At 73.4% G+C, this 16,615-nt stretch carries 17 protein-coding genes; 7 read left to right on the forward strand and 10 right to left on the reverse strand.

Annotation, left to right across the window (positions count from 1 at the left end; all coding sequences use genetic code 11):
• Positions 1-83 precede the first annotated feature (83 nt).
• From FQY79_RS13855 to FQY79_RS13900, 10 genes are all read right to left on the reverse strand, one after another.
• Positions 84-1,121: a tetratricopeptide repeat protein gene (locus FQY79_RS13855; protein WP_146313481.1), complete on the reverse strand. Its 1,038-nt coding sequence runs from the start codon at positions 1,119-1,121 to the stop codon at positions 84-86.
• The gene (locus FQY79_RS13860) at positions 1,115-1,570 is read right to left on the reverse strand and encodes a cytochrome c-type biogenesis protein (RefSeq protein WP_186760088.1); all 456 of its coding nucleotides are present in this window, start codon (positions 1,568-1,570) and stop codon (positions 1,115-1,117) included. Before FQY79_RS13860 ends, FQY79_RS13855 begins: the two co-directional genes overlap by 7 nt.
• A complete protein-coding gene (locus FQY79_RS13865; protein WP_146313482.1) occupies positions 1,567-2,124 on the reverse strand; it encodes a DsbE family thiol:disulfide interchange protein in 558 nt (185 codons plus the stop codon). Before FQY79_RS13865 ends, FQY79_RS13860 begins: the two co-directional genes overlap by 4 nt.
• Positions 2,124-4,079: a heme lyase CcmF/NrfE family subunit gene (locus FQY79_RS13870; RefSeq protein WP_146313483.1), complete on the reverse strand. Its 1,956-nt coding sequence runs from the start codon at positions 4,077-4,079 to the stop codon at positions 2,124-2,126. Before FQY79_RS13870 ends, FQY79_RS13865 begins: the two co-directional genes overlap by 1 nt.
• 54 nt (positions 4,080-4,133) lie before the next feature.
• Positions 4,134-4,616, reverse strand: coding sequence for a cytochrome c maturation protein CcmE (ccmE, locus tag FQY79_RS13875; RefSeq protein ID WP_146313484.1), 483 nt, complete (start codon positions 4,614-4,616; stop codon positions 4,134-4,136).
• A complete protein-coding gene (ccmD, locus tag FQY79_RS13880) occupies positions 4,613-4,783 on the reverse strand; it encodes a heme exporter protein CcmD (RefSeq protein WP_146313485.1) in 171 nt (56 codons plus the stop codon). The genes ccmE and ccmD overlap by 4 nt, the downstream gene beginning before the upstream one ends.
• Positions 4,780-5,532 (reverse strand): heme ABC transporter permease, encoded by a 753-nt coding sequence (locus FQY79_RS13885; RefSeq protein ID WP_146313536.1) that lies wholly within the window; start codon positions 5,530-5,532, stop codon positions 4,780-4,782. Before FQY79_RS13885 ends, ccmD begins: the two co-directional genes overlap by 4 nt.
• A gap of 521 nt (positions 5,533-6,053) precedes the next feature.
• On the reverse strand, positions 6,054-6,743 hold the full coding sequence (gene ccmB, locus FQY79_RS13890) for a heme exporter protein CcmB (RefSeq protein ID WP_146313486.1): 690 nt from the start codon (positions 6,741-6,743) through the stop codon (positions 6,054-6,056).
• Positions 6,740-7,393 (reverse strand): heme ABC exporter ATP-binding protein CcmA, encoded by a 654-nt coding sequence (gene ccmA, locus FQY79_RS13895; protein WP_146313487.1) that lies wholly within the window; start codon positions 7,391-7,393, stop codon positions 6,740-6,742. The genes ccmB and ccmA overlap by 4 nt, the downstream gene beginning before the upstream one ends.
• 34 nt (positions 7,394-7,427) lie before the next feature.
• Positions 7,428-7,913: a DUF3293 domain-containing protein gene (locus FQY79_RS13900; RefSeq protein ID WP_146313488.1), complete on the reverse strand. Its 486-nt coding sequence runs from the start codon at positions 7,911-7,913 to the stop codon at positions 7,428-7,430.
• 184 nt (positions 7,914-8,097) lie between these two features.
• On the opposite strand from FQY79_RS13900, the gene FQY79_RS13905 reads away from it, so the two are divergent.
• The 7 genes from FQY79_RS13905 to lpxK all read left to right on the forward strand — a co-directional run bounded on the left by FQY79_RS13905 (position 8,098) and on the right by lpxK (position 16,585).
• Entirely contained in the window at positions 8,098-9,243 is a 1,146-nt protein-coding gene (locus FQY79_RS13905; protein ID WP_146313489.1) for a pyridoxal phosphate-dependent aminotransferase, read from the forward strand.
• An 89-nt stretch (positions 9,244-9,332) separates the two neighbouring features.
• Positions 9,333-10,133 (forward strand): amidohydrolase, encoded by an 801-nt coding sequence (locus tag FQY79_RS13910; RefSeq protein WP_146313490.1) that lies wholly within the window; start codon positions 9,333-9,335, stop codon positions 10,131-10,133.
• A gap of 153 nt (positions 10,134-10,286) precedes the next feature.
• Complete coding sequence (locus FQY79_RS13915; RefSeq protein WP_246123134.1) at positions 10,287-12,623, forward strand: DNA internalization-related competence protein ComEC/Rec2; 2,337 nt, start codon at positions 10,287-10,289, stop codon at positions 12,621-12,623.
• A 75-nt stretch (positions 12,624-12,698) separates the two neighbouring features.
• Entirely contained in the window at positions 12,699-13,364 is a 666-nt protein-coding gene (locus FQY79_RS13920; protein WP_146313492.1) for a MotA/TolQ/ExbB proton channel family protein, read from the forward strand.
• Between the two features lie 4 nt (positions 13,365-13,368).
• Entirely contained in the window at positions 13,369-13,800 is a 432-nt protein-coding gene (locus tag FQY79_RS13925) for an ExbD/TolR family protein (RefSeq protein ID WP_146313493.1), read from the forward strand.
• A complete protein-coding gene (gene msbA / locus FQY79_RS13930; RefSeq protein ID WP_146313494.1) occupies positions 13,797-15,575 on the forward strand; it encodes a lipid A export permease/ATP-binding protein MsbA in 1,779 nt (592 codons plus the stop codon). Before FQY79_RS13925 ends, msbA begins: the two co-directional genes overlap by 4 nt.
• Complete coding sequence (gene lpxK / locus FQY79_RS13935; protein ID WP_146313495.1) at positions 15,572-16,585, forward strand: tetraacyldisaccharide 4'-kinase; 1,014 nt, start codon at positions 15,572-15,574, stop codon at positions 16,583-16,585. The genes msbA and lpxK overlap by 4 nt, the downstream gene beginning before the upstream one ends.
• Positions 16,586-16,615: the final 30 nt, after the last annotated feature.

Consider the following 16,615-nt stretch of genomic DNA (forward strand, 5'->3'; position numbering starts at 1 on the left):
CGCGCCGGCCCGAGCGTTGCATCCGCAATCATTGCAGAGGCACGCGTCCGTGCAACGCGCGGACTGGACGCTGTGCCGGACGTTCAGCGCGCGGCGGCGCCGATCACCAGTTCCACCGGGCCATCGGCCGGCAACTGCACCCGCACCGCGGCCGATTCGACGTCGTCGTCGCTGCGGTCGGCGCTGCCGGTGGCGGAGATGCGGGCCACCACCTCCACCGCCTCCAGCGTGGACAGCTTCGCGGTGGGCATGAGGCTGTCGCCGTCGTCAAGCACGATGTCCAGCGGCAGGTCGCGCAGGGCGTGCCGTTCCACCGCCACCGGCATCGGCGGGCCACCGGCCGCGCGCGCGGACACGAACACCACCGCGTCCCCGGGCAGGCGCACGCGCGCGGCGAAGTCCGGATCCAGGCGCACGCGCACGCGCACGCCGTTGCCGGCGCCGGCGGGCGCGTCGGCCATGGCCGCGGGCAGCGGCGGCATGCCGGCGGCCTCGCGCGCAAGCGCGATCTGGGGGCGCAGGGCGCGTGCGGTCGCGGCGTCCACCTTCGGCAGCAGGTCCTCCCAGGCCGCCACGGCTTCGGCGTCCTCGCCGCGTTGGCGGTGGGCCACGCCGATGAACCAGCGGGCGCGCTGGTGGTCGGGATCGTGCACCAGGGCCTGGCGGAGCATGCCCAGCGCCTGGTCGTCGATCAGGTGGTCGGGGTTGGCCTGGGCGACGGCCTGCGCGGCCTCGACCAGCAGGTCGGGATCGTCGGGGATGTGCTCGAGCGCGGCCAGGTAGGCCTCGCGCGCGCGCAAGCGGTGGCCAAGCGCGGCATGGGCGCGGGCCAGCAGCCGCCAGCCCTCGGGCTGGGCCGGGTCGCGCTCGAGCGCGGCCTCGAGTTCGGCGATCGCCTCCTCCATCGACGGCGCCTGCCCGGCGGTCGCGGCCACGACCGCCGGATCCAGGGCTTCGGGGCTGCCGACGATGCGGTACAGCGCAAACGCCATCGCCGGCACCGCCACCAGCACCGCCACGAACACCCGCCGCGAATCGCGGCGCAGCGGCCATGCCACCAGCGCGGCGAGCAGCAGTGCGGCCAGGACGAGCACCATGTACAGCACGACGGGGCTCACCATTCCTGGTCCTCCTCGGGCGGCAGCGGCTGGCGGCTGCGGCTGCGCACGACCCTCGCCACCACGATGCTGCCGGCCAGCAGCACCAGCGCCGGGCCCAGCCACAGCAGCCAGGTATGGCCGCCAAAGCGCGGGCGGTAGAGCACGAACTCGCCGTAGCGGTCGACCAGGTAGTCGCGGATCTCGGCGTCGCTGCGGCCCTCGCGCATCAGCTCGAACACTTCGCGGCGCAGGTCGTGTGCGATCTGGGCGTTGGAGTCGGCCAGCGACTGGTTCTGGCACATCACGCAGCGCAGCTCGGCGACCAGGTCGTGGAAGCGGCGGGCCTCGGCCTCGTCGCGGAACTCGAGCGGCGTGGCATCGCGCACCGCCTGGGCGTGCACCACGCCGATGGCGAGCGCGAACAGCAGCGCGGCGAGCAGTCGACGCAGCAGGGCGGGGCGCACGTTCATCGCGGCACCCCGATGGCGTCGAGCGCAGGCAGCAGGTCGCGTTCGAGCACGGCCTCGTCGATCGGCCCGACGTGCTTCCAGCGCACGATGCCCTGCGCGTCCACCAGGAAGGTCTCGGGCGCGCCGTAGATGCCCCAGTCGATCGCCTTGCGGCCGTCGTAGTCCACCAGCACCAGCCAGTACGGGTTGCCGAACTGCTCCAGCCAGCGCATCGCGTCGGCGTGCTCGTCCTTCCAGTTGTAGCCGACCACGCGGATGCGCTTGGTCTCGGCCAGGCGGGTGATCACCGGATGCTCGACCCGGCAGCCGGGGCACCAGCTGCCCCAGACGTTGAGCAGGTAGGGCTGGCCGAGCAGTTCGCGCGAATCGACCAGGCGCCCGGGCTCGTGCAGCACCGGCAGCGAGAACTCCGGGGCCGGCTTGCCGATCAGGGGCGAGGGCAACACGTCGCGGTCGCTGCGATCGGACACCAGCACGCCGTACAGCAGCAGGCCCACCAGGCCCAGGAACACCGCGGCGATCACCGCGGACGCGAGGTGGCGGTTGCCGGCCATCAGTCGGTTCCCCCACGGGCGCCCGCGCGCGGCGCGGGCGAGTTGGCCGACACGCGCCGGAAGCGCCGGTCGGTGGCGGTGACGAAGCCGCCCAGTGCCATCAGCAGCGCACCGGCCCAGATCCAGCGCACGAACGGCTTGACCTGCAGCCGCACCGCCCAGGCGCCGTTGCCCAGCGGTTCGCCCAGCGCGGCGAACGCGTCGGCGAACACCCCGGCGTGGATGCCGGCGTCGGTCATGATCTGCCCGCCGCTGGCGTAGGCGCGCTTTTCCGGATGCAGCAGTGCCAGCGGCCGGTCGTCGCGGAAGACCTGCACCAGGCCGCGGTCGGCCACGTAGTTGGGGCCCTGCACGCGCTCCACGCCCTCGAGGCGGAACTCGTAGCGGCCGATGCGCGCGCTGTCGCCCGGCGACATCGCCACCTCGCGCTGCACGTGCTGCGCCTCCACCAGCAGGGCCCCGACCAGGAACACCGCGATGCCGGCGTGCCCCAGCACCATGCCCAGCATCTCGGGGGTGAACGCGCGGCCACTGGCGCGCAGCCGGCTCCAGGCGAAGCGCGCGGTGCCCAGCCCCACCCACAGCGCGGCGGACACGCCAACCGCGGTCTTGAGCGGCCCCTGCGGCGCCATGAAGTAGCCCACCGCCCCGAGCGCCAATGCCAGGCCCAGCCACGGCAGCAGCAGGGCCAGCGGCCTGGAGGCCTGTTCCTGCTGCCAGCGGGTCAGCGGGCCCAGCGGCACCAGCAGCACCAGCGGCGCCATCAGCACGATGAACAGGGTGCCGAAGTAGGGCGGGCCGACCGACACCTTGCCCAGGGCGAGCGCGTCGGCGAGCAGCGGATAGAGCGTGCCCAGCAGCACCATCGCGCAGGCGGCGGTGAGCAGCAGGTTGTTGACCAGCAACAGCGTCTCGCGCGAGGCCGCGGCGAACGGACGCCCCTGCGGCAGCCCTGGCGCGCGCAGCACGTACAGCGCCAGCGCACCGCCGATCACCGCGGCCAGGAAGGCCAGGATGAACAGGCCGCGGCCCGGGTCGGCGGCAAACGAGTGCACGCTGGTCAGCACCCCCGAGCGAACCAGGAACGCGCCCAGCAGCGACAGCGAGAAGGTGGCGATCGCCAGCAGCAGGGTCCAGCCGCCGAAGCTTCCGCGCTTCTCGGTGGCTGCCTGCGAATGGATCAGCGCCGCGCCCGCCAGCCACGGCATGAAGCTGGCGTTTTCCACCGGGTCCCAGAACCACCAGCCGCCCCAGCCCAGCTCGTAATAGGCCCACCACGAGCCGAGCATGATGCCCAGGGTGAGAAAGCCCCAGGCCACGTTGGTCCACGGCCGCGCCCAGCGCAGCCAGCGCGCGTCCACCTGGCCCTCGAGCAGGGCCGCGATCGCGAACGCGAACGGCACCACGAAGCCGATGTAGCCCACGTAGAGCATCGGCGGATGCACGATCATCCCCGGGTCCTGCAGCAGCGGGTTGAGGTCGTGGCCCTCGAGCGGGGCCGGCAGCAGGCGCAGGAAGGGGTTGGAGGTGAAGGCCAGGAACGAGAGGAAGCCGATCGCGACCAGCCCGATCACGCCCAGCACGCGCGCCATCACCACCTCGGGCAGCCGCCGCGACCACAGCGCCACCGCGGCGTTCCACACCGCGAGCATCAGCACCCACAGCAGCATCGAGCCTTCATGCGCGCCCCACACCGCGGTGAAGCGGTAGACCATCGGCAGCAGGCTGTTGGAGTTGTCGGCCACGTACTTGACCGAGAAGTCCTGCTGCACGAAGGCGAGGGTCAGCACCGCGTAGGCGAACAGCAGCAGCGCCAGCTGGGCGTAGGCGGCCGGACGCGCCACCGCCATCCACGACGCGCGCCCGCCGGCGGCGCCGGCCAGCGGCAGCAGCGCCTGCAGGAGCGCCGCGACCAGGGCCAGCAGCAGCGCGGCCTGGCCGAGTTCAGGCAGCATGGGGCGCGCCCGGTGCGACGGGGGCCGGCGGTCGCGCGCCGGCGTGCAAGGCCATCACTGCCCGGCCTCCGCCGGCGGCGCGTCCTCGACGTTGTGCCTGGCATGGGCCAGGCCCATCTTGTCGGCCACTTCCTTGGGTACGTAGGTCTCGTCGTGCTTGGCCAGCACGTCCTCGGCCACGAACACGCCCTCGCGCATGCGCCCGGTGGCGACCACCGCCTGGCCCTCGCGGAACAGGTCGGGCAGCATCCGGTCGTAGACCACTTCCAGCTGCGCGTCGCCGTCGGTGACGCGGAAGCGCGCCACCAGCGAACCGTCCTCGCGCCGGAACGACCCGGTCTCCACCATGCCGCCGAGGCGGAAGCGCGCATCGCCCGAGGACACCGCCTCGCCGGCGGCGCCCGAAAGCACCTCGTTGGGCGTGTACAGGTAGGCGACATTGCGCTGGAGCGCGAACGCCACCAGGGTCGCCGCGAGCGCCGCGGCGGCCAGCAGGGCCAGCACGAACCACAGTCGGCGGCGTCGGGTCTGGTTCATCGTTTCAGTTCCTGTTCCTGGGCCTGGCCGCGCGCGGCCTCGCGCCGCGCCAGCAGCCGCGACGCGCGCAGCACCTGGGCGATGCGGATGCGCGGGGCCACGAAATCCCACAGCAGCACGGCCGCGAATACGGCGTAGGCGGCCACCACGTAGGCGAGGTAGGTCATGCCGCACCCCCGCCGGCCAGGCGCCTGACCCAGTCCTTGCCGGCCTCGCGGGCGAGGTTGTCGGCGCGGGCGCGGGCCAGCAGCGAGCCGATCGCCCAGAACTTCGTGCCGACCACCATCCACAGCAGCGGCGGCATCATGCTCGGGTCCATCGACGACTCGCCGAACACGCGGATGGTCTGTCCCTGGTGGAGCGAGTTCCACCACACCACCGAGTAGCGGATGATCGGCAGCATCACCACGCCGACGATTGCCAGCAGCGAAGCCGCGCGCGCGCCGGCGCGGCGGTCCTCGATCGCCGCGTACAGCCCGATCACGCCGAAGTAGAGGAACAGCAGCACCAGCTGCGAGGTCAGGCGCGGGTCCCAGTCCCACCAGGTACCCCACATCGGCTTGCCCCAGATGCTGCCGGTGGCCAGGGTGATGGCGGTGAAGGCGGCGCCGATCGGCGCGCAGGCCATGGCCAGGATCTCGCACAGCTTGATCCGCCAGATGAGCGCGATCGCGCCGTAGAAGGCCATCAGCGCGAACATCGCCAGGCTCATCCAGGCCGAGGGCACGTGGATGTAGAGGATCCGGAAGCTGTCGCCCTGCTGGTAGTCGGGCGGAACCACGAACAGCGCGCCGTACAGCCCCACCGCCATGGTTGCCAGCCCGGCCGCGAACGCCCACGGCGCCCAGCGCGCGGCGAAGCGGTCGAAGTAGGGGGGTGACCCGAGCTGGTGGAACCAGCGCACCACCGGGTGCATGTTGGACATCAGGGCGTCTGCTCGCAGGGAGGGGGCCGCCGGGCCGCCGGAGGCCCGTCAGGGCGCCGGCATCCCTGGCCAAGTGGCTATTTTTTCAGACAAGGCCGGCAGGGCCAAGCCTGACCGGGTGGACAGGATGCCCCATCCCGCGCCGCGGCGCCCTCCACGACTCCCTGGGGAACACCTCCCCCGCGTGCACGGCGCCTTCCCCGCTTGGGGGAAAGGTCGGGATGGGGCACGGCCGCAGGCGCGCAGACGGCGCACGCCCAGGCCGGTTCATGCCGGCTGGCGTCCCGCCCCGCGCTCCGCGCGCTGCGCCCTTGCTCCTTCCCCCGCTTGCGGGGGAAGGTCGGGATGGGGGCACGGCCGCAGGCGGGCAGACGGCGGGCCGGGAGGCCGGATCGGCGGCGGCCGGGTGCCCCCACCCCAGCCCTCCCCCGCAAGCGGGGGAGGGGGCGAATCCGGGGAAGAGTGGAGCCGGGGAGGAGCGGACCCAGGGGCGGGCGGACACCGGGCGAACGCTACTGCGCCGCGATCCGGATCGCGCCGGCCGCCGCGACCGGCGCCAGCACCAGCGCCAACACCAGCCCGGCCGCCAGCAGCAGCAGGCCGCCCGACGGGTCGTGCCCCTGGGCCGCCTGGGCCACGGAGCCGGCGCCGAATACCAGCACCGGCACGTACAGCGGCAGCGCCAGCAAGGCCAGCAGCACGCCGGCACGGCGCATGCCCACGGTGAGCGCTGAAACCACCGCGCCGATCAGGCTCAGCAGCGGCGTGCCCAGCGCCAGGGCGGCCAGCAGCACCGGCCACAGCCCGCGCGGCAGGTACATCAGCTCGGCCAGCAGCGGCACCGCCACCAGCAGCGGCACGGCGGTGGTGAGCCAGTGCATCAGGGTCCGCACCAGCACCAGCCAGGCCAGCGGCACCGGCGCCAGCCGCCACTGCTCAAGCGAGCCGTCCTCGGCGTCGCCGCGGAACAGGGTGTCGAGCGCCAGCAGCCCCGACAGCAGCACCGCCACCCACAGCACGCCCGGCGCGGCGCGGGCCAGCAGGTCGCGCTCGCTGCCAAGCGCCAGCGCGAACAGCACCACGACCAGGATCGCGAACAGCGCCGGCTGCAGCGCGTCGCCGCGGCGGCGCCAGAGCAGGCGCAGGTCGCGCACCACCAGGGCGCGGGCGGCGGAAGCCAGGGTGGGCGCGCCGTCGCTCATGCCGGATCCTCCCGCCGTTCCAGCACCAGCAGCCGGGTCCGCACCGGCGGCGCCGCGTACGCGCCGTGGGTGGTGACCAGGGCCGCGCCGCCCGCGTCGAGGTGGGCGCGGACCATCCGGTTGACCAGTTCGATCCCGGGCAGGTCGAGGTTGGCGTAGGGTTCGTCCAGCAGCCACAGTTCGGCCGGCGACAGCCACAGCCGCGCCAGCGCCAGGCGCCGGCGCTGGCCGGCCGACAGGTTGCGCGCCGGGGTGTCCTCGTAGCCGGCCAGCCCGGCGATGCCCAGCGCCTGCACGATGTCCACGCCCGCGCGCCTGCCGAGCAGGCCGCACAGGTATTCGAGGTTCTCCACCGCGCCGAGGTCCGCCTTCAGTCCGGGCAAATGGCCGAGGTAGGCCACCTGGCCGGCGCGGGCCGCCGCGGCGGCGGCCACGCCGTGCAGGCGCACCTCGCCGGTCGCGCCGTCGAGCAGTCCCGCCAGCGCCCGCAGCAGGGTGGTCTTGCCGGCGCCGTTGCCGCCCTGCACGAGCAGGGCCTCGCCGGCCTCGACGCTGAAGTCCAGGGGGCCGAACAGCGGCACGTCGTCGCGGGCGAAGCCCAGGCCGCGCACGTCGATCAGCGGCGCGGGGGCGGGAGGGGCGTCGGGCATCACGGGCGCTTCGGCCGGCGGTCGGCCATCGCGGTCATTGTAGCCAGTCGACGTGGGCGTCGTCGGGGTGCTCGTCCGGCCGCGCCGCGTCCATCCGCAGGCGCACCGGTTCCCCGGGGCGCCACCACAGGGACCCGAGTTGTCCGAAGCGCCGCGAGAGCGCGTCGAACCCTGGCGCATCCATGTCCATCACCAGCCAGCTGGGCTCGCGCCAGGTGCGGTTGGGGGCCTGGGCGAACGCCGGCAGGAACCGGTGTCCGCTCGCGGCCAGGACCTCGTGCAGGGCGTCGTCGGCGCGCCGGTTCTCCTCCCTGCTGCGCTCGACCGAATGCGGGTTCCAGGCCGACAGCAGGCCGAAGGAGGTGGCCGAGGGGTAGGCGAGCTCAAGGCCCGGCGTGGGCAGGCCGACCACGATGTCATGCCATGACCCCTCGTGCTGCCACTGGTACTCGGCCTCGAGGTAGGCCTGCAGCAGCGCGACCATGCGCGCGGCGTCGAGGCGTGTACCTGCGTCGTGCATGCCGGGTCAGCGCCGCCTCGCGCAGCGCCGGCGGCCGCGGTGGCCGGGGCGCGCGCAGGCGCAGGCCCGGTCCGCGGGCCGGTCCGTCACCGGGCGATGCCTGCGCGTTGGAAACATCGCGACAGGTGTAACCCATCGGACCCGGATCGTAAACTCCCGTTCCTCACAGTCACCGCGAGTCGAGATGATCCAGTCCAAGCTGCCGAAGGTCGGCACCACCATCTTCAGCGTGATGTCGCAGCTGGCGCAGGAGCACGGCGCGGTGAACCTGGGGCAGGGCTTCCCGGATTTCCCGGTGCCGGCGGCGCTGGTGGCGGCGCTGGACCAGGCCATGCGCGACGGCCACCACCAGTACGCGCCGATGACCGGCGTGCCGGCGCTGCGCCAGGCGATCGCCGACAAGACCCTGCGCGTCTACGGCCACCGTCCCGACCCCGACGCGGAGGTCACGGTGACCAGCGGCGCGACCGAGGCGATCTTCAACGCCGTGCACGCGGTGGTGCGCGCGGGCGAGGAAGTGGTGGTGCTCGATCCGTGCTACGACAGCTACGAGCCGACGATCGACCTGGCCGGCGCGCACGCGGTGCACGTGCCGCTGGACCCGGCCACCTTCGCCCCCGACTGGCAGCGCGTGCGCGAGGCGATCACGCCGCGGACCCGGATGCTGATGGTCAACAGCCCGCACAACCCGTCCGGGGCGATGTTCTCGGAAGGCGACATGCGCGAGCTGGAGGCGATCGTCCGGGACACCGGCGTGTTCCTGCTCTCGGACGAGGTCTACGAGCACATCGTGTTCGACGGCCGCCGGCACGAGTCGGTGCTGCGCTACCCGGCGCTGCGCGAGCGCGCGTTCGTGGTGTCGAGCTTCGGCAAGACCTACCACTGCACCGGCTGGAAGATCGGCTACTGCATCGCGCCGCTGGCGCTGTCGGCCGAGTTCCGCAAGGTGCACCAGTACAACGTCTTCAGCACCTTCACCCCGGGCCAGCACGCGTTCGCCACGATGCTGCAGGCGCACCCGGAGCATTACGAGCAGCTGGGCGCGTTCTACGAGGCCAAGCGCGACCGCTTCCGCGAGCAGCTCGCGACCACGCGTCTGCGCCCGCTGCCGGTGCCCGGCGGCTATTTCCAGCTGGTCGACTACTCGGCGGTGAGCGACCTGGACGACGCGGCGTTCTGCCGCTGGCTGACGGTCGAGAAGGGCGTGGCCGCGATCCCGCTGTCGCCGTTCTACGAAGCGCCGCCACCAGGACAGCGACTGGCACGCCTGTGCTTCGCCAAGCACGAGGCCACCCTGGACGCCGCGATCGAGCGCCTGCAGCGGCTCTAGCGCGCGCAGCATGCCGGGGCCTGGGGCGCCCGGTGACGGGCGGCCGGCATGGCTACCCGTTCCCGGTGCCTTCGGCTAGGCTCATGGCCATGGACAACAGTTTGCGCATCTCCCTGGTCCAGGGCGCCACCCGCTGGCACGACCCGGACGCCAACCGCGAATACTACGGCGGCCTCATCGCTCCCCTGCGCGGCACCACCGACGTGGTGCTGCTGCCGGAGACCTTCACCAGCGGGTTCTCCAACGACGCCATCGCCCAGGCCGAGACCATGGACGGGCCCACCGTGGCCTGGATGCGCGAACAGGCCGACCGGCTCGAGGCGGCGATCTGCGGCAGCGTGCAGCTGCGGGTGGACGACAAGGTCTTCAACCGCCTGCTGTGGGCCACCCCCGGCGGCGGGCTGGAGCACTACGACAAGCGCCACCTGTTCCGCTACGCCCGCGAGCACGAGCGCTATGCCCCAGGGCGCGAACGCCTGTCGGTGGAATGGCGCGGCTGGCGGATCTGCCCGCTGGTCTGCTACGACCTGCGCTTCCCGGTGTTCTCGCGCAACCGCTACGACGTCGAGCGCCCCGGCGCGCCCGACTTCGACCTGCTGATCTACGTCGCCAACTGGCCCGGACCGCGCGCACACGCCTGGAAGACCCTGCTGCGCGCCCGCGCGATCGAGAACCTGTGCTACGTCGCCGGGCTCAACCGGGTAGGCGAGGACGGCAACGGCCTGCGCTACGACGGCGACAGCGCGGTGTACGACTTCCTCGGCCACCCGGTGAACGAGTGCAGCGACGCCGAGGTGGTGTCGACCACCACCCTGCAGTGGACGCCGCTGGCCGAGCACCGGGAGCACTTCCCGGCGATGCTCGACGCCGACGCCTTCGAACTGCGCTGAATCCCGGGCGCCGCGGCGCCCTGCATCCGGCGCCGGCATTCCCCTACACCGGCGCGATCCCCGTCCCGATCCCCTGCGCCTGGCCCGGCGCGGACACTCGCCCGGACTCCCGAGCGAGCGCAGACCATGGACGGCCTGTCCTCCGGTCGCCCCGTGCGGCCTCCCTTCGGTCCCGGCGTGGCGTTGGCGCTGGTGCTGGGCGTGCTGGCCGCGTCGCGGCTGCCGGCACTGCCGCCCGTGGCCGGCCTGGCCGCGCTGCTGCTCCCGGGCGCCTGGGCCTGGTCGCGCCAGCGCGACTGGTGGCGGCCGGCCGGTGCGTTCGCGGTGGGCGCGGCGCTGTTCGGCCTGCACGCGGCCTGGGTCCTGTCACGACAGCTGCCGCCGGCGCTCGAGCGCGGCGACTTCGAAGTCACCGGCACCGTGGTCCAGCTGCCGGTGCACGAGCCGCGCCGGACCCGCTTCCTGCTGCGGGTGGACCGCGGCGAGGCGATCCCCGTCGCGCTGCGCGGTCGCCTGCTGCGCCTGTCCTGGTACGACGACCGCGCCAGCACCGACGCCACCGGCGGGAAGCGCCTGGCCATCGAGGCCGGCAGCCGCTGGCGGTTCACCGTGCGGCTGCGGGCGCCGCGCGGCCTGCGCAATCCGGGCCAGGGCGACAGCGAGAAGCAGATGCTGGCGGCGCGGGTCGCGGCCACCGGCTACGTGCGCCAGGCCGAACCGGTGCGCCAGCTGCGTGGCGGCGCCGGCATCGATGGCTGGCGCCAGCGCATGGCCACGGCGATCGACGCGCAGGTGCCGCGGCCGGCGGCGCGGTTCGTCCGCGCCCTGGCGCTGGGCGATACCCGCGGCCTGGGCGACGTCGACTGGGACACGCTGCGTGCCACCGGTCTGACCCATCTGGTCGCGATCTCCGGCTTCCACGTCGGGCTGGTGGCCGGGTTCGCCGCCCTGGCCGTGGCCGCGGGCTGGTGGCTGCTGCCCGCGCTGGGCCGGTGCGTGCCGCGACCGCAGGCCGCGGCGGTGGGCGCGCTGCTGGGCGCGACCGGGTATGCCGCAGTGGCCGGCTTCGCGCTGCCCACGGTGCGCACGGTGCTGATGGTGGCGATGGTGGTGCTGGCGCGGTTGTGGCGGCGTCCGATGGGCGTGGGCGATTCGCTGGCGCTGGCGGCGATCGCACTGCTGCTGGTCGATCCGCTGGCCGTGCTCACGGCCGGCTTCTGGCTCAGCTTCGCCGGCGTCGCCTGGCTGGTCTGGTGCCTGCCGGCAGGCGGACGCCAACCGGTGGTCGGCGGCTTCCTGGCCGCGCAGTGGGTGGCCACCCTCGGCCTGCTTCCGCTGACCGCGGTGCTGTTCGGGCAGGCTTCGCTGGCCGGGCCGCTGGCCAACCTGGTGGCGATCCCGTGGTGGAGCCTGGTGGTGGTGCCGCTGGCGCTCGCCGGCACCGGGCTCGAGGCGCTGCATCCGGGCTGGGGCGGGCCGGCGTGGCGGCTCGCGGCGACCTGTTTCGATGCCTCGTGGCCGCTGTTCGAATCGCTGGCGGACGGGCCGGTCGCGCTGTGGTGGCTGCCGGAAGCGGCGTGGTTCGCGCTTCCGCTCGCGCTGCTGGGCGCGTTCTGGCTGCTGCTGCCGCGTGGCGTGCCGGGGAAACCGCTGGCGGCGCTGCTGTTGCTGCCACTGCTGTGGCCCGACCGGGCGCTGCCGCGTCCCGGCGAGTTCGAACTGGTGATGCTGGACGTGGGGCAGGGCACCGCGGTGGTGCTGCGCACCGCGCGCCACGCGTTCCTGTACGACGCCGGGCCGGCGGTGCCCGAGGGCTTCGACGCCGGCGAGCGGGTGGTGGTGCCTGCGCTGCATGCGCTGGGCGTGCGGCGGCTGGACGGGATCGTGGTCAGCCACGGCGATGCCGACCACGCCGGCGGCTACCGGGCGCTGCGGCGCAGCTTCCCCGACGGTCCGGTCTTCGCCGCCAGCGATGCGCGGATCGGCGGCGCGGCGCCCTGCCTGGCCGGTTCGGCCTGGCAGGCCGACGGCGTGGAGTTCCGGTTCCTGCATCCGGACCTGTACTTCCCGGCCATGGGAAACGAGTCGAGCTGCGTGCTGCAGGTGCGCTCGGCGCATGGTTCGGCGCTGCTGGTCGGGGACGTGGGCAAGGTGGTCGAGCGCATGCTGGTCCACGACCACCCCGGCCGACTCGACAGCGACGTGGTCCTGGTGGCGCACCACGGCAGCGGCGGTTCGTCGGATCCGGCCCTGATCCAGGCCACGGGCGCCCGCCTGGCCCTGGTCTCGGCCGGCCACGGCAACCGCTTCGGCCACCCGGCGCCCGACGTGGTGCGCCGCTGGACGCTGGCGGGCGCGCAGGTGCCGGTGAGCGCGCGCGACGGCGCGGTGCGGGTGCGCCTGCTGCGCGGGGGAATCCGGGTGCACACGCAGCGCGCCGGACGGCCGCGGCTGTGGGACGCGGTGCGCCGCGCCGATGGCGCGCCGTGAGCGGGGCGGTGCCGGCGGGCACTGGGATATTCTATCGGGCATGGATGACGGGCCCGGGCGGGCCGGAGGGAGTGCGTGCTCGAACTCGTGAAGGCCGGCGGTTGGCCGATGATTCCGCTACTGCTGCTGTCCGCCGTGGGGCTGGCGATCATCGTCGAACGCTTCTGGGCGCTGCGCAGGCAGGCCGTGCTGCCGCCCGGGCTGGGCGAGGAAGTCCGCGCCTGGGCCGCCCGCGGCAAGCTCGACCCGGCCCACATCGAGTCGCTGCGCCGCAATTCGCCGCTGGGCGCGCTGCTGGCCGCCGCGCTGGACGTGCGCCACCGGCCGCGCGAGGAGATCCGCGAGCGGGTGGAGGACGTGGGCCGCCACATCGCCCATCGCATGGAGCGCTTCCTGAGCGCCCTGGGCACGATCGCGGGAGCCGGCCCGCTGCTGGGCTTGTTCGGCACCGTGGTCGGCATGATCCAGATGTTCCTGGGAGTGATGGACCACGGCGTGGGCGACGTCAACCAGCTGGCCGGCGGCATCGGCAAGGCGCTGGTGTGCGCCGCCGCCGGCATGGTCGTCGCGGTGCCGGCGCTGGTGTTCCATCGCTGGTTCCGCGCCCGCATCGATGGCTACATCGTCGAGATGGAGCACGAGGCGATCCAGCTCATGGACGTGATCGACCCCCGCGCCCGGCGCGCGGCCGCCGCGGTCGCGGCGATCCCCGCCGATGCCGCGGCCGCCGGGCAGGACTGACGCGATGCGCATCCGCGACCGCCGCGCCGAGGACGTCCCGGAGATCAACCTGGTGCCGCTGATCGACGTGATCCTGGTGCTGATCATCTTCTTCGTGATCACCACCACCTTCGACGCACGCTCGGTGCTCAAGATCGAACTGCCGCGGGCCGGCGGCGAGGCCCACGCCGCGTCCGACCCGTTGAGCCTGCTGATCAACGCCGACGGCCGCTACTTCGTGGACGACCGCGAGGCGCTGCGCACCGACGTCGAATCGCTCAAGCGCACGATCGTGGAGGTCGCCGGAGACGACCGCGACCGCACCGTGCTGCTGCGCGCCGACGCGCGCACGCCGTGGCAGGCGGTGGTGACCGCCTACGAGGCGCTGGGCCAGCTCGGCTTCACCCGCGTGGCCAACGCGACCGCCCCCGAGGCGCCGGCCGCCAGCCCGCAATGAGCAGCGACGACCACGCCAGCGGATCCGGGGCCGGGCAGGGCGCCTGGGCGGTCTACCGGCGCCTGCTGGGGCATGCGTGGCTGTACTGGCCGTTCCTGCTGGCGGCGATGGCGGCCATGATCGTCGAGGCCGCCGCCGGCGCGGCGTTCGTCTGGCTGATGGAGCCGCTGACCAACGACGGCTTCGTCGATCCCAAGCCGGAGATGGCGGTGGTGCTGCCGGCGGCGATCATCGGGCTGTTCCTGGTCCGTGGCCTGGCCACGTTCGCCACCGACTACGGGATCGCCCGGGTCGGCCGCAGCGTGGTGCGGGACCTGCGCGAACTGGTCCTGGGCAAGTACCTGCGCCTGCCCAGCACCCGCTTCGACACCGAGGCGGTCCCGGCGATGGTGAGCCGGCTCAACTTCGACACCGAGCAGGTCACCCAGGCGAGCTCCGACGCGCTCAAGGCGATCCTCACCGACGGGCTGACGGTGCTGTTCCTGTTCGGCCTGATGCTCTACACCAGCGTCAAGGTGACCCTGGCGATGATCCTGATCGCGCCGCTGATCGGGGTGCTGGTCTGGTACGTGGGCGGGCGCTACCGCCGGATCAGCCGCGGCATCCAGGACGGCATGGGCGCGCTCGCGGCCAGCGCCGAGCAGTCGCTGGCCGCGCAGCAGGACGTCAAGGTGTACGGCGCGCAGGCCTTCGAGCGCGACCGCTACTCGGCCTTCGCCAACCGCATCCTGCGGCTGAACATGAAGGTCGAGACCACGCGCGCGATCTCCTCGGCCCTGGTCCAGATCCTGGCCGCCCTGGCGCTGGCGGCGATCGTGTGGGTGGCCGTGCGCGAAGCATTGCAGGGGCGGCTCAACCCCGGCGAGTTCGTGCAGTTGATGACCGCGATGATGGGCATCATCCCGTCGCTGCGCCGGATCACCAACGTGCAGAGCGTGATCGGGCGCGGCGTGGCCGCGGCCGAACGCCTGTTCTCGATCCTCGACGCCGAGGAGGAGGCCGACTCCGGCAGCGTGCCGCTCGCGCGCGCCCGCGGCCTGCTGGTGTTCGACAACGTGTCGCTGAGCTACGCCCGCGACGACGGCCGCAAGGCCTTGGACGGGATCAGCTTCACTGCCGCGCCGGGCACGGTAACCGCGATCGTGGGCCGCTCGGGCAGCGGCAAGACCAGCCTGGTGCGGCTGGTGCCGCGGTTCTACGAGCCCAGCGAAGGCCGCATCACCCTCGACGGGGTCCCGCTCGACCAGTACCGCCTGGCCGACCTGCGCCGCCAGGTCGCCCTGGTCGGCCAGCGGGTGATGTTGTTCGACGACAGTGTCGCGGCCAACATCGCCTACGCCGCCGAGGCCGATCCGCAGGCGCTGCGCGCGGCGGCCGAGGCGGCCAACGCCTGGGAGTTCATCGAACGCCTGCCGCAGGGCATGGACACCCCGATCGGCGAAAACGGGGCGATGCTCTCGGGCGGCCAGCGGCAGCGGCTGGCGATCGCGCGCGCGATCCTGCGCGACGCGCCGATCCTGATCCTGGACGAAGCCACCGCCGCGCTCGACACCGAATCCGAACGCCTGGTGCAGGAAGCGCTCGAGCGGCTCATGCCCGATCGCACCACCCTGGTGATCGCGCACCGGCTCTCGACCATCGAGCACGCCGACCAGGTGCTGGTGCTCGACCAGGGCCGGCTCGTGGAGCAGGGCACCCACGCCGAGCTGCTGGCCCGCGGCGGCCTGTACGCGCACCTGCACCGGATGCAGTTCCGCGACGGGGGCGAGGCATGAGCGGTCGCGCCGGCCAGCCGCCCCGGCACTGGTACGAAGGCGCGCGCGTGCCCCTGTACGCCCAGGCCCTGTCGGCCGTATACGGCGCCGTGGCGGGCCTGCGTCGCGGGCTGTACCGGCGCAGGCTGCTGCGCGCGCGCCACGCCGGTCGCCCGGTGGTCGTGGTGGGCAACCTGGTCGCCGGCGGCAGCGGCAAGACCCCGCTCACCATCGCCCTGGTCGAGCGCCTGCGCGCGGCCGGCTGGACGCCGGGCATCGCCAGTCGCGGCTACGGCCGTGCCGACGCCGGCACGCCGCGCTGGGTGGACGCCGGCACCGATCCGGCGCTCGGCGGCGACGAGCCGGTGCTGCTGGCCGCGCGCACCGGCGTGCGCGTACGCGTCGACCGCGACCGCGTGGCCGCGGCCCGGGCGCTGGTCGCCGAAGGCTGCGACGTGGTGGTGTGCGACGACGGCCTGCAGCATTACCGGCTGGCGCGCGACCTGGAAATCGAGGTGATCGACGGCCGCCGACGCTACGGCAACCGCCGCCTGCTGCCGGCCGGTCCGCTGCGCGAACCGCCGGCGCGCGGCGGCGACTGCGATTTCCGGGTCCTCAACGTCGGCACCGACACCGACCTGGCCGCCGGCTTCGGCGAATGGCCGATGTGGTTCGAACCCGGCCCGGCGCGGCCGATGGCCGGCGGCCGTCCGCTGCCGCTGTCGGCGTTCGCCGGCCAGCGCGTGCACGCCGTCGCCGGCATCGGCGATCCGGAACGCTTCTTCGCCATGCTGCGCGGGCACGGCATCGCGGTGGTGCCGCATGCCTTCGGCGACCACCACCGCTACGTGGCCGAAGACCTGCGCTTCGGCAGCGACCTGCCGGTGCTTCTGACCGAAAAGGACGCAGTGAAGTGCCGGGCCTTCGCCAACGACCGCTATTTCAGCGTGGGCATCGACGCGCGCCTGCCCGAAGCCTTCTGGATCGCGCTGCTCGACCGTCTTGGCCCCAGGTCGTCCGCCACCGCCTGACCCGCATTCCCTGTAGGAGCGGCTTCAGCC

The sequence above is a fragment of the Luteimonas wenzhouensis genome (genome assembly GCF_007859305.1).
In the GTDB taxonomy this organism is placed as follows: Bacteria; Pseudomonadota; Gammaproteobacteria; order Xanthomonadales; family Xanthomonadaceae; genus Luteimonas; species Luteimonas wenzhouensis.

What these genes read in the sequence shown, in the direction of transcription:
- FQY79_RS13855 (WP_146313481.1), bottom strand. Translation starts at nt 1,121, where the DNA reads ATGGTGAGCCCCGTCGTGCTGTACATGGTGCTCGTCCTGGCCGCACTG.
- FQY79_RS13865 (WP_146313482.1), bottom strand. Translation starts at nt 2,124, where the DNA reads ATGGCCGGCAACCGCCACCTCGCGTCCGCGGTGATCGCCGCGGTGTTC.
- FQY79_RS13860 (WP_186760088.1), bottom strand. Translation starts at nt 1,570, where the DNA reads ATGAACGTGCGCCCCGCCCTGCTGCGTCGACTGCTCGCCGCGCTGCTG.
- ccmE (WP_146313484.1), bottom strand. Translation starts at nt 4,616, where the DNA reads ATGAACCAGACCCGACGCCGCCGACTGTGGTTCGTGCTGGCCCTGCTG.
- ccmA (WP_146313487.1), bottom strand. Translation starts at nt 7,393, where the DNA reads ATGCCCGACGCCCCTCCCGCCCCCGCGCCGCTGATCGACGTGCGCGGC.
- FQY79_RS13900 (WP_146313488.1), bottom strand. Translation starts at nt 7,913, where the DNA reads ATGCACGACGCAGGTACACGCCTCGACGCCGCGCGCATGGTCGCGCTG.
- msbA (WP_146313494.1), top strand. Translation starts at nt 13,797, where the DNA reads ATGAGCAGCGACGACCACGCCAGCGGATCCGGGGCCGGGCAGGGCGCC.
- FQY79_RS13905 (WP_146313489.1), top strand. Translation starts at nt 8,098, where the DNA reads ATGATCCAGTCCAAGCTGCCGAAGGTCGGCACCACCATCTTCAGCGTG.
- ccmB (WP_146313486.1), bottom strand. Translation starts at nt 6,743, where the DNA reads ATGAGCGACGGCGCGCCCACCCTGGCTTCCGCCGCCCGCGCCCTGGTG.
- ccmD (WP_146313485.1), bottom strand. Translation starts at nt 4,783, where the DNA reads ATGACCTACCTCGCCTACGTGGTGGCCGCCTACGCCGTATTCGCGGCC.
- FQY79_RS13870 (WP_146313483.1), bottom strand. Translation starts at nt 4,079, where the DNA reads ATGCTGCCTGAACTCGGCCAGGCCGCGCTGCTGCTGGCCCTGGTCGCG.
- FQY79_RS13925 (WP_146313493.1), top strand. Translation starts at nt 13,369, where the DNA reads ATGCGCATCCGCGACCGCCGCGCCGAGGACGTCCCGGAGATCAACCTG.
- FQY79_RS13910 (WP_146313490.1), top strand. Translation starts at nt 9,333, where the DNA reads ATGGACAACAGTTTGCGCATCTCCCTGGTCCAGGGCGCCACCCGCTGG.
- FQY79_RS13885 (WP_146313536.1), bottom strand. Translation starts at nt 5,532, where the DNA reads ATGCACCCGGTGGTGCGCTGGTTCCACCAGCTCGGGTCACCCCCCTAC.
- lpxK (WP_146313495.1), top strand. Translation starts at nt 15,572, where the DNA reads ATGAGCGGTCGCGCCGGCCAGCCGCCCCGGCACTGGTACGAAGGCGCG.